The sequence below is a fragment of the Engelhardtia mirabilis genome, from assembly GCF_007748095.1.
Taxonomy (GTDB): Bacteria; Planctomycetota; UBA1135; order UBA1135.
Genome location: NZ_CP036287.1, coordinates 4,285,964 through 4,299,885, shown reverse-complemented (window position 1 = coordinate 4,299,885; position 13,922 = coordinate 4,285,964). Strand labels below are relative to the sequence as shown.

Below are 13,922 nucleotides of genomic sequence, written 5' to 3'. Positions count from 1 at the left end.
CCCTCAGCGTTCATCAAGACCCGCGCCCAGCAACCCTGAGCGCCGGCCCTCGGCTGCTGACGAGCTGGAGGCACTGGCCGCGACGCTTGGTGACCGCTGTGGGCCAGCCAATCTGGCCTGGGGGGTGCGAGCCGAGGGCGTGGGTTGTGGGGCGCTGCGTAGTTCCTTTGGGACTTGGAGGCGGCAAACTGGGATTCCTTGCAGCGATGGTCGCGATCCGTTCTGGAAGGGGTGTGCGCCGCGGCGACCGCTCCCGCGCCCGATGCTGATTCTCGTAGTGGTGCGGAAGAGGGGAGACGGTGGGTCGCGTTGTCTCCGCATGGTTGTCCGGCTAGATCAGTCGATATCTGCGCTCGGGGCCCTCTTGTCGGACCGAGCACTGCAGCACCTGGTGCCTCGAGCCAGAGGGTCTGGGGCCAGGCCGAGGCACCGACTTGCCAGTTGCCGTGAGGCCCTCGCGAGTGCGGCCTGCTGGGGCACCCAAGGGACCGAACCACACTCCCTGGTCGTCGGCGCCCAGTCGTTGGGCTGCGCCCGTGCGCACCGCGATGCTCGGCCGGCGCACGGCGCCATCGCAACGCCTAAGAGGCCGGGTCCACAGGGTTCGGGCGCTCGGGGTCGTCCTCGGACGGTTGGTCCCCCTCCGGCGCCTGCTCCGCTTCCTTCGCCCGCGCCTTCTCCTCCTTCTCCGCCTGCCCGCGCTCCTCGCGGAGCCGGACCCGCTCGGTCTTGGCCTGCTCCTCCGCTTCGCGCTCCGCGCGCTGTTGCGCGGCCTGCTCGACGGGGTCGAACGAGGCCGGGGGCGCTTCCTTTGTGAAGCGGAAGCGGGGGGCGGGCTCAGGCTCCTGCGCGCCGCGTGGGACGACGATCGGGCTGTCCGGCTGTCCGACGAAGTGGGGCGACATGATCTGCACCCCGTACTCGTTGAACGCGTCCTGAATCGCCGCGTGGACCTGGTTGATGATCGCCGCGCGGCGCTTGCCGTCCTCGACCTCGAAGATCAGCCGATACTCGGCGAACCAATCGGAGAGGTTCGTCTGGGTGACGCGCGGGGCGGGCTCACGGGCGACGCCATCGGTGCGCTGCGCGGCGAGCAGCAGCAGCGCCCGAACCTGGCGCCAGGGGGTGTCGTAGCCGATCGTGACCGAGGTCGAAGCCACGGCGCGACCCTCGCCGGGGCCGCGGCTGAAGTTCGTGATCTCGCGGGTGACAACGACTGCGTTGGGGATCGAGACCTCCTCGCCGCTGGGCAGGAGCACGCGCGTGGCGAGCAGCCCCAGATCGGTGACCTGCCCCTCGATGTCGCCGATTCGGACCACCTCGCCGCTGCGTACCGCTTTCGAGTACAGCACGACGAATCCGCTCATCATCTGATTCACGAGCCCCGAGGAACCGAGCGTGACCATCAGTCCCAGGACCACGCTGACTCCCTTGAAGGCGTCGCTCTGGGCGCCGGGCAGGTGGGGGTACGCGAACACGATGCCGAAGATCCAGACTGCGGCGACGGCGAGGCGGCGTGTCGCTCGCACGGTCTCGGGGGCGACGCCTTCGGTGCGCTCCGCGCGACGCTCGATACGCGCCACCGCGACGCTGATCGCGCGCGCGATGCCGCGCGTCACGAAGAAGGCGAGGGCTACGACGATCAGCCCCGGGATGGCCTCGAGGACCCCATCGACGATCCACCGTGCCAGCTCCCAGAGCTGGGTCCCGAGGGCGGCGCTCCAGGGTGAGGTGTAGGGAAAGCGAGTCAGGCAGAACTCGAGCCAGATGTAGAGCGAGACGCCAATCAGACCCAGGTTGACGATCCCGATCAGCCGCTCGACCGCCTCGGCCGCGTAGGGCCGCAGGTCCGCGTCGCGCACGCGAAGTCGCTCGCTGCGGGCGACGCTCTTGCGCGCACGCTTGATCGTGACGCGCTTGATCAGGGCGAGCAGCCAGAGCACAGCCCCCAGGCCGATGGTCGCCGCGAGGGCCAGGCCCACTCCCCGCAGGAGCAGCGGCAGACTGCGTTGCTTGGCTCGGGCCCCCAGAACCTCGGCCAGTCGGGCGCGCGCGCGGTCGACCGCGACCGAGAGCGGCTCGCCGAGGGAGGGGTCGACGTCCGCTTCGAACAGCGTGAAGACGATCGTTCCGCCGACGATCAGGTTGAAGCCGGGTAGGGATCCGAGCCGCGTGGCCTCGATCGCGATCGTCGGTCCGAGTGGGTCGTCGGTCCGAGTGGGTCGTCGGGCAGGGCGAGGATGCGCTCGGCGGCGCGCCGCGCACGCTCCTGGGTGGTCACGCCTCCGAGGTCGACCCGCAGCACGGCGATCTCGCGATTCCAGACCACGAGCGGAACGGGCTCCGAGAGCTGCTGTCCGGCAGCCGCGGTCGTGGTCTCTTGCAGCGCCTCGATCCCCGCCGTGCCCGGAGCTGTCGCTCCAGCGCTGCCCTGCGATCGCGCGGGGCCGGTCAGGATCGTCAGGAGGGCGAGAAGCGGCGCAAGGTGGGGCAACTGCATGGGGATCCGACGGATGGCCCGGGCAGGGTGCCACCGCTCGAGGCACCAAGTCGAGTCCATCGGCCTGAACCCGGGCCCCCCGGCGCACGGTCTGCTGGGTCTTGGATCCTGGCCACGGGTCTGGGTGCGTCGTTCCCGAAACACTGCTCCGCTCGGTGGGGGGCTGGACCCCGGCGGCGGCAGATCTCGGGCGCGGGCCCCGCCGTCCCCCGCTCGAACGCCGCGGCGCAATGCAGCAGCACCCTGGGTTCAGGGTGCGATCAGAGTCGTGAGCCGCAGCGTCAGGTTGTCGAAGGAGACCGCGTCCGCCGATGCCAGTGGCGCGTCGAGCAGGTTGACCTGCTCGAACGGGTCGTTCCACAGGTCGAAGAACAGGTCGGGGCCGCCGAGCACGCTCGCGATCAACTTGTAGCGGCCGTCGAAGACCGCCTTGGAGTCCACGCCGAGGTAGTGCGTCTCGACCACGTTCGACCACAGCAGTTGGTAGAGATTGAGCGGGTTCTGGGCCACGGCCTGGAAGTAGAAAACGAAGGGGCCGATGTTGCCCTTGAGCCCCGGCACCACCAGGCTGCCGCTCGGATCCGTCAGCGCCGAGATCATGTACGCGATCGGATTCGGCCCCTGGACCCCGCCGAGGGCAGGCAGGGGCAGGGGGTCGTACTTCGATCCGATCGCCAGCCAGACCGGTGCGAGGGCCGGGGCCCCCGTCAGCGTGAGGTCCGCCGTGTTGCCGTCGACCAGTGCGCCGCCGCACAGGCTCAGGGACATGGAGATCTCGCCGCCCGGATCGAGGGTCGGCTGGCACGTGTACCCGAGCGGCTGCACCGGTACCGACGTGTGGGGCTGGTTGGGCCAGAAGCGTTCGGCGAAGACCAGGTCCCGCGCTCCTGCGGCAGCGGGATCCGCGAGCGAGGGCAGGAAGCTGATCGAATCGAGGACCTGCCCCGCGGGCTCGACGTTGGTCAAGTCGACGCCTGCGACCTCGGCCAGGGTCGCGAAGAAGTCGGTGGTGTTCACCAGCGCTTGGCTGGTGCTCCCCGCGACGGCGACTTGGGGGCCGCTGACGATCAGCGGGACCCGCGTCCCCTGGTGGAAGAGCTTGCCCTTGGCCTGGGCCGGCGAGAAGGGCGGCAGGGTCACCTCGGTCGCCGTCCCGTTGTCGCCGAAGAAGACCACCAGGGTGTTGTCGAGGGTCGTACCGAGTCCGGCCAAGAGACGCCCGATCTCGGTGTCCATGGCTTCGATCATGGCCCGGTAGTAGGGCACCGGGTCCATGTTCGGCTCGCCGGCTCCGCTCAGGTCGACCGTGTGCAGGTTCGCCGGCGGGGCGTGGTAGGGCGTGTGGGCCGAGTGGAACGAGACATAGGTGAACCAGGGCTCCGGGGCCGTGGCGATCCACGCCAAGGCGTCGTCGACGACCTCGGTCGTGGCGTAGGCGTCGACGTGGGTGGTCACCCCGTCGACGATCTTGTTCCAGGAGGTGTAGCTCTGCGCGGGCGGATCGAGGTTTTGCAGGGACCCCGCGAAGTGACTGAAGCCAGCGAGGTTGGGCGCCAGGGGGCCGCCGATGTTCAGGTGCCCCAGGTGCCACTTGCCGAACATGGCGTGGGACCACGGCGTGGTCGCGCCCAGGTCGAGCATCTCCGGCAGGGTGACCTCCGAGAGGGGCAGCCCGCCGCCCGACGTGTCGACGATCGCGCCGATGCCCGTGCGGAACGAGTACCTCCCCGTCAGCAGGGTCGCCCGCGTCGGCGAGCAGGTCGGGTTCGAGAACGCGTTGTCGAAGCGCATCCCGCCGGCGGCGAGGGCGTCGAGATTGGGCGTGTTCGCGGCCAGGGTGCCGAGGCCGTAGAGGGTCAGCGAGTCGACCCCCACGTCGTCGGCGAGCAGCAGCAGGACGTTCGTCGGGGGAGTGCCGCCGGGGGTCGCGGCGCCGAGTCCGGCGAGGGCGAAGGCGACGCAAGTGACTCCCAGGAGGGTGCGGGCGACGCGAAGACGCTGGCTCATCGATGGTCGTAGTTGGGGGGGCGCGGACCGAAGACTCCAAATACAACGGAGCAAGCCGTTCTGGCAAGACGGCAATTCCCCGGAATCGGCGAGTTCGGCGCGCGCCCGCCAACCTGCGGCGGTCCGTGAGCCGCCGGGTCGGTTCAGTAGGTCCCGACCGCGATGTCGAGCGCGTTGGTCAACAGCAGGCCTCCCACGCCGTCCACCGACACCCCCTGGGTGCAGAGGCCAAGGCCGACGATCTGGCAGGTCGGCGGTATGTCCACGGCGAAGGGAGCGCCCGCGGCGGTGGTCGCGGTGAAGTAGGTCACCGCCAGGTCGCAGAGCAGGGTTCCGAAGCCAGGCAGGGGCAGGTTGGTCGGACCGGAGGTCACCACGAGCACGTCGATCAGCGCTCCCGGAGCGAAGCTTCCGTGGGAGATCACCGGATCCCAGGTCGCGCCGATCACCGGGCCGCTGGTCACCCCGGGGAGCAGGGCCGTGGGGTTGGGCGGGATCCCGCTCCGCGTGGCCTGGATTGCCGGCGAGGACGGCGCGATGCGGACTACACGGTCCGCACAGACCTGGGTCACGTACAAGGCGCCATCGGGGCCGAAAGTCAGGTCGGACTGGTCGTTGGCGAAGCCCGTGCCCAGGACCTGCTTGCCGCCTCCGGGGAGCAGGCGCAGGAGCTCGCCAGTGGCCGGATCGATCGCGTAGAGGAAGGTGCCGAAGCACGGCCCCCCCGGCCCGATCGCGAGGGGCGGGTTGGGTCCCAGGCCCTGGGCGTAGGCTCCGTCGAGCAGCGCGCCGCTGCTCGAGTGCAGAAGTACGGTCCCGCCCTCATTCGAGGAGTAGATCCGGTCCGCCGCGTCGATTGCCAGGCCGGTGGCCGGCGACGGGAGGTTGACCAGGGTCGCCACGCTCCCGGCACCTGGGCCGACGATCAGGAGTCGGGGCTGGGTGTCGTCGGTGCAGATCAAGCGACCCTGGCTGTCGAACTCCAGGTTGTAGGGGTTCTCGAGTTCGGTGGTCGGACCGAGGATCTGGGTCACCGACTGATCCGGACCGATACGGTGCAGGCAACCGACACTCGTTCCGCAGATCCCTCCCACGATGACCGAGCCGGGAACACCGGAGACCGTCCCCACCGCGTCGTAGACCACGACGTCGGGGTCGAGGGTCGGAGCCGCGCCGTAGGGCGCGTGGGTCCCGTCCGGGGCCACCACGGTCACGAAGGCGTTTACCCCGATCACGGGCTGGGTCTGCTGCCCGACGAAGAGGCGCCCGTCCGGGGCGAAGTCGAGCACGAAGGGACCCGGTACGTTCGGCGCGTAGGTGCTGACGTCGTATCCAGGAGCCGTCGGGAGCGGCGGTGCGTCGGGACCGAAGGCCAGGTCGAAGGGTTGTGGGCCCGGAGTCGCGAGGACGCCCTCGAAGGCGCCACTCGTACCATCGAAGCGCAGGATCGCCCCGGAGTTCGCGCTGACCACGAGCAGGTCGCCGGCCCCGTCGAAGGCCAGACCGATCGGATTGTCCAGACCGGAGCCCTGGGCGAAGATCCCCAGGAAGCCGCCGCTGGGCGTGTACTGCAACACCCGGTCGTTCAGGGAACTGGAGACCAACAGGTTGCCATTGGGCCGCAGCAGGATCGCCACGGGTCCGTCGAGCTCGGACCCGGTCGGGAGCACCTCGAGCTTGGCCCCCGTCGTCCCATCGAAGCGCACGAGCTTGTCGGTGTTCAGGCTGGTGACGAGCAGGTTGCCGTCGGAAGTGAAGGCCAGGCCGATCGGGGCCGACAGGTCCTGGCTGGCGAAGACCTTCACGAAGACGCCGGTCGTCCCGTCGAACTCGAGCACGTTGTTGCCCTGGCGGTTGGCGACGAAGAGGTTGCCGTTCGGCCCGAAGGCAAGGTCGCGGGGTTGGTTGAGGCCGCCGCCGCTGGCAAAGACGCCGAGGCTGGTCCCGCACAGTCCGTCGTAGGCGCGGATCAAGTTGCCGGAGCTGCTGGCCACGAGCAGGGTCCCGTTCGGCGCGACGACCATCCCTGCCGGCGTGGAGACGCCCGGCTGCAAGGTCCCCGTGGGGGTGCCACTGATCGGATCGAAGCTCGCGACCACGCCGGTGGTGAAGTTGCTCACGAGCAGCTCGCCCGCGCGGGCGGCGCCCGACTCGACGGCGACGAAGGAGGCGATGAATGCGGCGGTCAGTGCGACTTTGGACATGGGCTGGGGATGTTGAGGGGAGGTCGACCGAGCGGGTCTCGCCCGTCGGAGGTCCAATCCGCCCGGGAGGTCGGCCGTCCCGCGGGAATCCGAGAACCAGGGGGGCGCCGCGCGGGCTGAGCTCTCGGCATTCGGCGAGCGATCCGCCGACCGAGGCTAGCCTGCCGGCCATCCAACGGGCTGACCTCGGGCGTCTGGCCCGGATACGTCCGCACGACTCGCGCTCCAACGGGCCAACCGGCCGGCTTCGCCGGCCGCGCGTCTCCTGGCGGGACCATGGCAGGACGGTCCTCCCCGACGACCCGATCCGGGTCGCCTTCGGGGACCGCAGCGCCCAAGCCCCGCCGGGAACCGACCTGGCCGCGCCAGCCCACGGTCGTCGTGACCCATCCATCCAGGCACTTCGAGCGATGGGAGCCGCGGTCGGTAGTGCGGCCGTCTGGAGACCGACGCACTGCGTTGCGGCGGGGCGCAAGGCACACACCGAACGCGTGGACCTCGAGCGGTCCCTGGCCTCGCCGCCTCGAGTGGACAGGTCCGAGCCTGGCGCATCCTCGACCGCCCTCGGACTCCGGAGCTTCCCCGCTACCATCGGCGCGTGGCCGAGCTCCTCGATCTGTGGTCGCGGGCGGCCCTGACCTCGCTGTCCTTCTTCTGGAGTGCCCTGTGGGCCTTCGTGCTCGGCTACGCGGTGTCGAGCCTGATCCAGGTCTTCGTCACGCGCTCACGGATGCAGCGCGCGATGGGCGACGCGGGCCCGCGCAGCGTCGCCCTCGGGACCCTCTTTGGCTTCATCTCCAGCAGTTGCAGCTTTGCGGCCCTGTCGACGACCCGTTCCCTGTTCCGCAAGGGCGCGGGGCTGGTGCCCTCCCTGGCCTTCCTGCTGGCCTCCACCAATCTGGTGATCGAGCTGGGCTTCGTGATCGCGGTCTTCCTGTCCTGGGAGTTCGTGGTCGGCGAGTACCTGGGCGGCCTGTTGCTGATCCTCGTGACCTGGGCGTTGGTGCGGCTCACCCGGCCGGCGCGACTGGTCGAACAGGCGCGGGGTGAAGACCCTGACGAAGCCTCGGAGGAGGAGTCCCGTCCGCTCTCGCGACGGCTGCGCTCCAAAGCCGCCTGGCGCGACGTCGCCCGGCGCTACTTCATGGAGTGGGACATGGTCGTCAAGGACGTGACGATCGGCTTCGCCGCGGCGGGCGCGATCGCCGTCTTCGTGCCGCGGTCGTTCTTCCAGGCCCTCTTCCCGGGCGGAGCCGAGGATGCCGGCTTCGGCGGAGTCTTGCTCGACGCCTTGATCGGGCCCGTCGCGGCCTTCTGCCCCTTCATCGGCTCCATGGGCAACGTGCCCCTGGCGGGGCTGCTCTACCACAACGGCGTCAGCTTCGCCGGGGTGATGGCCTTCCTCTTCAGCGACCTGGTCGTGCTTCCGGTGTTGCGGATCCAGATCGGCTACAACGGCTGGCGCCTGGCCCTCTACATCGGGGCGATCTTCCTGGCGGCGCTCGTGACCGTGTCGGTGACGCTGCACTATCTCTTCGACGCCTTTGGCGCACTGCCCGACGGGGTCGCGGCGAGCAGCGGCGAGCGCGGACCGAGCTTCGCGATCGATCACACCTTCTATCTCAACCTGGCCTTCGGGGCCCTCACCGCCGGCCTGTGGTGGTTGCGCCGGACGGGTGATGGGGCGGTCGACGAGTGCGAGGACGAAGGCGACGAGCGATCGTCGGGGCTGAGCCTCGATCGGGTTCTGGTCGCCATCGCTTGGATCGCGGCCGGCTGGGTTTCGATCGGCGCCCTGCTGTCACTTGTCCGTTGATCCGAGCGGGGCCGGGCGAGTCCCGTCCGGTCCACTTCAGGGCCAGGCGATTGAAGGTTGAGCCACTCAGATAGCGCCCTATCTGTCCAGTTTCTCTTTCGATGCACGCCCCCGCCGAGTCCCCCGAGACCTGAGCCCATGCGACGTCTGTTCCTCGCAGTTGGCGCGACCCTGGTGGTCGCCGCCGCCCTCCTGACCTGGTGGCACCTGGCCTTCGCCTGGCTGTTGGTGCCGTTGGTGGTGTTGTTCGGGGTCGGGCTCCGCGACATGCTCCAGCGGGAGCACTCGATCCTGCGCAACTTCCCGCTCGCCGGTCACCTGCGCTTCCTGTTCGAGGCCATCTCCCCGGAGATCCAGCAGTACTTCATCGAGCGGCACACGGACGGTGTCCCAATCTCGCGCAACCACCGCGCCCTGGTCTACCAGCGCGCCAAGGACTTGGATCCGACCCACCCCTTCGGGACCGAGCTCGACCTCTACGACAAGGGCTACGAAGGCCTGCGCCATTCGATGTATCCGGTGCAGGCGCTCGAGCAGGAGCCGCGAGTGACCATTGGCGCCGGGCGCTGTACCCAGCCCTACGAGGCCTCGATGCTCAACATCTCGGCCATGAGCTACGGCGCACTCAGCGGCCGCGCGATCGAAGCACTCAGTCACGGCGCGCGGGCTGGCGGCTTCTACCTCAACACGGGGGAGGGGTCGCTGACCGAGCACCACCTGGTGGGGGAGTGCGACGTCGTCTGGCAGATCGGGACCGGCTACTTCGGCTGCCGCGACGACCAGGGTCGCTTCGACCGGGACGCGTTCGTCGAGCGCGCGCGCCGACCCGAGGTCAAGATGATCGAAATCAAGCTCTCCCAGGGCGCGAAGCCCGGCCACGGAGGAGTGCTGCCGGCGATCAAGAACACCGAGGAGATCGCTCGAGTGCGCCTGGTGGAACCGCACCGCACGGTGCTCTCGCCACCCGGGCACAGCGCCTTCCAGGGGCCGCGGGGGTTGCTCGAGTTCGTCGCCTCGTTGCGCGAGCTCTCGGGCGGCAAGCCGGTGGGCTTCAAGCTCTGCATCGGTCGCGAGGACGAGTTCCGAGCGCTGTGCGAGGCCATGGTCGAGACCGACCTGTTGCCCGACTTCATCACCGTCGACGGAGCCGAGGGCGGAACCGGCGCCGCGCCGCTCGAGTTCACCGACTCGGTGGGCATGCCGATGCGCCCCGCGCTGCAACTCGTCCACCGCACGCTGCAGGAGTTCGACCTGCGCGAGCGCCTGGTCCTGATCGCCAGCGGCAAGCTCCTGACCGCCGCCTCCCTGGTGCGGGCCCTGGCCCTGGGCGCCGACGTTTGCAACTCGGCCCGGGCCTTCATGCTGAGCCTGGGCTGTATCCAGGCCCTGCGCTGTGACAAGAACACCTGTCCGACGGGCGTAGCGACCCAGGATCCGGAACTCGTGAAGGGGCTGTCCGTGGCCGACAAGCGTCTGCGCGTCGAGCGCTTCCACCGCAACACGGTCCGAGCGACCCTGGACCTGATCGCGGCCTGCGGCGTGAGCGACCCGGCCCAGGTGACCACGGACATCTTCCTGGACGCCGAGAGCTGGGCCGATCTCGGCAACCCACGCCCGGGTTGATGGCGAGGACGTCGTCACCCGAAGCGGGCCAGGATCGGGTCTCTCCGACTTGCGCCTACTCGCTCGGAGCTCCGCCGCCTTCCGGCGCGACCAAGGTGGCCTCGTCGATCTTGAACAGCTTCGCGGCCGTGCGCCAGGCCACGTTCTCGAGCTGCTCGTCGGTGAAGTCGAGCTCGTGCAGCAGCTTCACGTAGGGCTTCATGTTGACCAGGGGCCAGTCGCTGCCGTACATGAGCTGGCTGCCGGGGTCGCCCATGTAGGTGATCATGTCCTTGAGGCGCATCGCGACGTAGCGCTCGAAGTCGTAGGTGAAGTCGCCCAGGGTCAAACCCGAGATGTCCGCAAAGACGTTGTCGTTCTTGTAGAGCACCTCGGCGGCGTCCTGGAACCAGGGGTTGCCCAGGTGGCACATGACGAAGCGCACGTCCGGGTAGTCGACCGCCACGTCGTCGACCAGCAGCGGGTGGGCCATGCGGACCTTGGCGGTCTTCGAGTAGGTGTCGCCGGTGTGGATCATCACCGGCACGTCGTGCTTGGCCGCGATCCGGAAGACCGTCTCCAGCGAGGGGTCGTTGATGGGGTAGTGGTCGTAGCCGGGGTAGAGCTTGATCCCTTGGATGGCGCCGTCACGGATCCGCTCCTCCAGCGAGAACAGGTCGGTACGCACCTCGCCGCGCCAGCGCAGACCCTCGACCAGGGTGACGCGCGAGTCCGCGGAGAGGATCTCGAGCAGCTCCTCGACGCTGGGGCGGTCGAGGTCGACCTTGTAGGAGGTGATCACGACCGCGTGGGCGATGCCGATCTCGTCCATCTTGGCGAACAGCTCGTTGGCGTTCTCCACCGTGGGGCGCCGAGTCGCCTCGTGGTAGTTGTTCAGGTGGACGTGGGCGTCGATCAGGAAACGCGGTTGCATCGGCGTATGCTACTGCGGCCCTCGGCTACGACGGCCACCCATGAGTTCGAAGAAGACCACGCCGCTACACGTCCTGACGGGGTTCCTCGGCAGCGGCAAGACCACCATCCTGCGCGCGCTGCTGGCCGACGCCCTCGAGCCCGTGGCCGTGCTCGTCAACGAGGTCGGGGAGCTCGGGCTCGACCACCACCTCTTGGAGCGGGTGGACGAGGACGTCCTGCTTCTGCCGGGGGGGTGCGTGTGCTGTGAGTTGCGTGGCGACCTCTTGGTGGCCCTCGACCGGCTGCTCGAGCGGCGGCCGGCCCGGGTGGTGCTCGAGACCACCGGCTTGACGGACCCTGCGCCCCTCTTGCACGCCATCGCCGCGGACGCGGGGCTCGCGGCGCGCGTGGAGCTGCGCGGGGTCATCGTCGCGGTCGATTGCGAACGCATCGAGGAGTTGGCCCGGGAGCAGCCCGAGGTGCGGCGCCAGCTCGACTTCGCCGATCGAGTCGTGCTCAGCAAGGTCGACCTCGCGCCGCAGCGCGCGCAGGGCGTGCGGGCTTGGCTCGAGCGGGAGGTGCCCGGTCGGGAGGTGCGCGCCGCGGACCGAGGGCGGTTGGACTGGCACTGGCTGCTGGACCGGCCCGGGTTCGGCTTGCGGGCGTCGAGTTCGGTCGAGGGGGCCAGGGGTTGGCTGTGGGGGCCGCTCGCGGGCCCGGCTGCCAGTTCCGGCGACGGCCGAGCCGACCACGGCTCGATCGGCTACACGACCCACTCGATCCGCGTCGACGACGCGGTGGAGATCGAGGCCGTCCAGCTCTGGCTGCGCCTCGTGACGCAACTCGACGGCCCCAGGCTCCTGCGGATCAAGGCCCTGGCCCGTTGTCGGGCGAGCGGCGCGACCTACGTGCTGCAGTCCGCGGGCGCCTCGGTGTCGCCGCCCCAGCGCCTGGATCTAGCGCCCCCCGACCTGGCCGGCGCCGAGGTGGTCGTGATCGAGCGCGGGATGCCCGAGGGTTCGATCGAGCCGCTGCTGCGGTCCCTGCACGAGGCCCTCGCGGGCCACGCCGGCGCCGACCGCAGCCCTTGACGCGCCGGGTTGGCTACGGGCGTCGATCGGTGCGCCGCTAACGGGCGCGCTCCTGGCGTGCCACGATCGGCACGTAGCCCACCTCCATGCCCTTCGGCGGCGACACGAACAGCGCCGGATCGAAGCGTACGAGCTCGCCCGAAGTCGGCGGCGCCATGTAGTCGCGGTCCGTCGGCCACTGGCGGTGGAGCTCCTCGATGAAGGCCTGCAAGGCGTCGCACTTCGCATCACTCCACGAGTAGGGCGGTCGTCGGTACTGCTGGAGCGAGGGTTGGTCCACGAAGCGGTACCAGCGGTAGGTCACCAGGGAGCCGTCACCGAGCTTGACCTTGCGTGCGGGCGAGGCCGGGCCCGGCTCCGACCAGGCGCTGCCTGCCGTGGGCTGGTCCGGCGAGGTGAAGGGCGCGCCCGGCGTCGCGAGCGCGAAGGTCTCCCGGCGCAGTCCGGTCGAGCGCGGGACATCCTTGGCGGCCACCGCGACGCAGCGCTCCTCCTCGACGCGGAAGTACTCGGGGAACTGGCCGGGCTCGGCGACCTCGCTTTCGTTCCAGACCAAGCCCCAGGTGTTGTCGTCGAAGACCCGGGTGTCGAAGACCTCGTTCACGCCCTCGATGGGCTTGCCGGACTGGTCGTAGCGGGTCGAGCGGGTGGACAGCTTCGCCACGAAGGTGCCCTCGGCCCGGAAGCTGCCCGAGCAGGGCTCGCCGCCGCGGCGCCAGGCGAGGAAGTCGTCGTAGAGGGCGGCCTTCGAGTAGTAGCTCACGTCCTGGACCAGGACCGCGCGTCCGTCGGCGTCGACGGGGAACGACAGACGCGGAATGCGCGCGTAGCGTGTGCCGTCCGTAGCCGTCGCCTCGAGGCGCGGGACCGTGTTGATCTCCATCGCGCCGCCGCCCATGACTCCGGCCCGAGCGTCGAGCCCGCGGCCGTGGAGGAAGGGCTCGTCGAACAGGCGCGCGATCTTGCTCCAGGTCTCGGGGATGTAGTAGGCGATGGGTCCCTTGAAGTTCTGCGTGGCGACGAAACAGGTCCACGCCTGGTCCCCCGTGGGCTCGCGCCCTGTGTCCGCATCCGCGGGCACGGGATCGGTGAACGGGAGCGCCATGTAGGTGTAGCCCATGAACTTCCCGCGCGGATTGCCCTCGAAGGGCAGGGCGTCGGGCGGGATCAGGATGCGGTTCGAGAGCTGGGCGATCCCGAGCCGATCGTCCGGAAGGGCCTCGGTGTCGTAGAAGAACGACCAGCCCGGGGAGCCGACCTCGTAGTCGTAGCACTGGGGCGTGGCGTTCATGCTGAACTTGGGCGGCCCGTAGCGGAAGCGGTTCCCGCGCCAGTAGCCGAGGCCGCCCTCGACGGTCTGGAACACGCTGTCCCAAGTCGGACCGCGCTCGGCCCAGCGCCGCGCCAGGGTGCCCTCGGGTGCGAGCGGGACATCCCTGTTGTCCGAGTTGTCGGGCAGGATCCACGCGCCGGCCAGTCCGATCTGGAAGCCGTCGAGGGGCTCGTCGATCAGCGGCCAAACCGCCGAGTAGAACCCCATCCCGGCGGCGTACTCGGACCTGTCCGGCGGCGGCGAGGCCTCGTAGCCGATGTAGCCGTGCAGGCCCTGGGCGGAGGCGGGAGCGGCGATTGCGAGCGAGGCCAGGAGGCGGAGTGACATGGAGGGAGCCTAGCACCCGCGCTGCTCGACGAGCGGCGTGCCTCGGGCGCCGCTCGACCTCCCCGGAGTCAGGTAGGTCGCCGCCCGCCGCGAGCGCCGTCGATCCCGACCGGCGCCCGCCGAACGG

At 69.7% G+C, this 13,922-nt stretch carries 9 protein-coding genes; 3 read left to right on the top strand and 6 right to left on the bottom strand.

Features of this window, described 5'->3' with window-relative positions; genetic code table 11:
• Positions 1–581: 581 nt before the first annotated feature.
• The 4 genes from Pla133_RS26385 to Pla133_RS15915 form a co-directional block, all read right to left on the bottom strand.
• Positions 582–1,982: a mechanosensitive ion channel family protein gene (locus Pla133_RS26385; RefSeq protein ID WP_419191591.1), complete on the bottom strand. Its 1,401-nt coding sequence runs from the start codon at positions 1,980–1,982 to the stop codon at positions 582–584.
• A 158-nt stretch (positions 1,983–2,140) separates the two neighbouring features.
• Positions 2,141–2,500, bottom strand: a complete 360-nt coding sequence (locus tag Pla133_RS26380; protein ID WP_419191590.1) for a hypothetical protein — start codon at positions 2,498–2,500, stop codon at positions 2,141–2,143.
• Between the two features lie 249 nt (positions 2,501–2,749).
• Positions 2,750–4,507: a sulfatase-like hydrolase/transferase gene (locus Pla133_RS15920; RefSeq protein ID WP_145066983.1), complete on the bottom strand. Its 1,758-nt coding sequence runs from the start codon at positions 4,505–4,507 to the stop codon at positions 2,750–2,752.
• A gap of 143 nt (positions 4,508–4,650) precedes the next feature.
• The gene (locus tag Pla133_RS15915) at positions 4,651–6,711 is read right to left on the bottom strand and encodes an NHL repeat-containing protein (RefSeq protein ID WP_145066981.1); all 2,061 of its coding nucleotides are present in this window, start codon (positions 6,709–6,711) and stop codon (positions 4,651–4,653) included.
• Between the two features lie 598 nt (positions 6,712–7,309).
• On the opposite strand from Pla133_RS15915, the gene Pla133_RS15910 reads away from it, so the two are divergent.
• Together Pla133_RS15910 and Pla133_RS15905 are read left to right on the top strand one after the other, a co-directional pair.
• A complete protein-coding gene (locus Pla133_RS15910; RefSeq protein WP_145066979.1) occupies positions 7,310–8,527 on the top strand; it encodes a permease in 1,218 nt (405 codons plus the stop codon).
• Positions 8,528–8,665: 138 nt separating this feature from the next.
• Positions 8,666–10,150, top strand: coding sequence for an FMN-binding glutamate synthase family protein (locus Pla133_RS15905; protein ID WP_145066977.1), 1,485 nt, complete (start codon positions 8,666–8,668; stop codon positions 10,148–10,150).
• Positions 10,151–10,205: 55 nt separating this feature from the next.
• Here the strand turns inward: Pla133_RS15905 and Pla133_RS15900 are convergent, their stop codons facing one another.
• Positions 10,206–11,063 (bottom strand): amidohydrolase family protein, encoded by an 858-nt coding sequence (locus Pla133_RS15900; RefSeq protein ID WP_145066974.1) that lies wholly within the window; start codon positions 11,061–11,063, stop codon positions 10,206–10,208.
• Positions 11,064–11,103: 40 nt separating this feature from the next.
• Here Pla133_RS15900 and Pla133_RS15895 point away from each other — a divergent pair, with 40 nt between their 5' ends.
• Positions 11,104–12,135 carry a CobW family GTP-binding protein gene (locus Pla133_RS15895; protein WP_145066972.1) on the top strand — a complete coding sequence of 344 codons (1,032 nt, stop codon included), beginning with the start codon at positions 11,104–11,106 and terminating at the stop codon, positions 12,133–12,135.
• Positions 12,136–12,172: 37 nt separating this feature from the next.
• Here Pla133_RS15895 and Pla133_RS15890 read toward each other — a convergent pair whose 3' ends face one another.
• Positions 12,173–13,795: a hypothetical protein gene (locus tag Pla133_RS15890; protein ID WP_145066970.1), complete on the bottom strand. Its 1,623-nt coding sequence runs from the start codon at positions 13,793–13,795 to the stop codon at positions 12,173–12,175.
• Positions 13,796–13,922: the final 127 nt, after the last annotated feature.

Bases quoted from the DNA above. Each gene is read 5' to 3' on its own strand.
- Pla133_RS15900 (WP_145066974.1), bottom strand. From the start codon at position 11,063: ATGCAACCGCGTTTCCTGATCGACGCCCACGTCCACCTGAACAACTAC.
- Pla133_RS15895 (WP_145066972.1), top strand. From the start codon at position 11,104: ATGAGTTCGAAGAAGACCACGCCGCTACACGTCCTGACGGGGTTCCTC.
- Pla133_RS15920 (WP_145066983.1), bottom strand. From the start codon at position 4,507: ATGAGCCAGCGTCTTCGCGTCGCCCGCACCCTCCTGGGAGTCACTTGC.
- Pla133_RS15890 (WP_145066970.1), bottom strand. From the start codon at position 13,795: ATGTCACTCCGCCTCCTGGCCTCGCTCGCAATCGCCGCTCCCGCCTCC.
- Pla133_RS26380 (WP_419191590.1), bottom strand. From the start codon at position 2,500: ATGCAGTTGCCCCACCTTGCGCCGCTTCTCGCCCTCCTGACGATCCTG.
- Pla133_RS15905 (WP_145066977.1), top strand. From the start codon at position 8,666: ATGCGACGTCTGTTCCTCGCAGTTGGCGCGACCCTGGTGGTCGCCGCC.
- Pla133_RS15915 (WP_145066981.1), bottom strand. From the start codon at position 6,711: ATGTCCAAAGTCGCACTGACCGCCGCATTCATCGCCTCCTTCGTCGCC.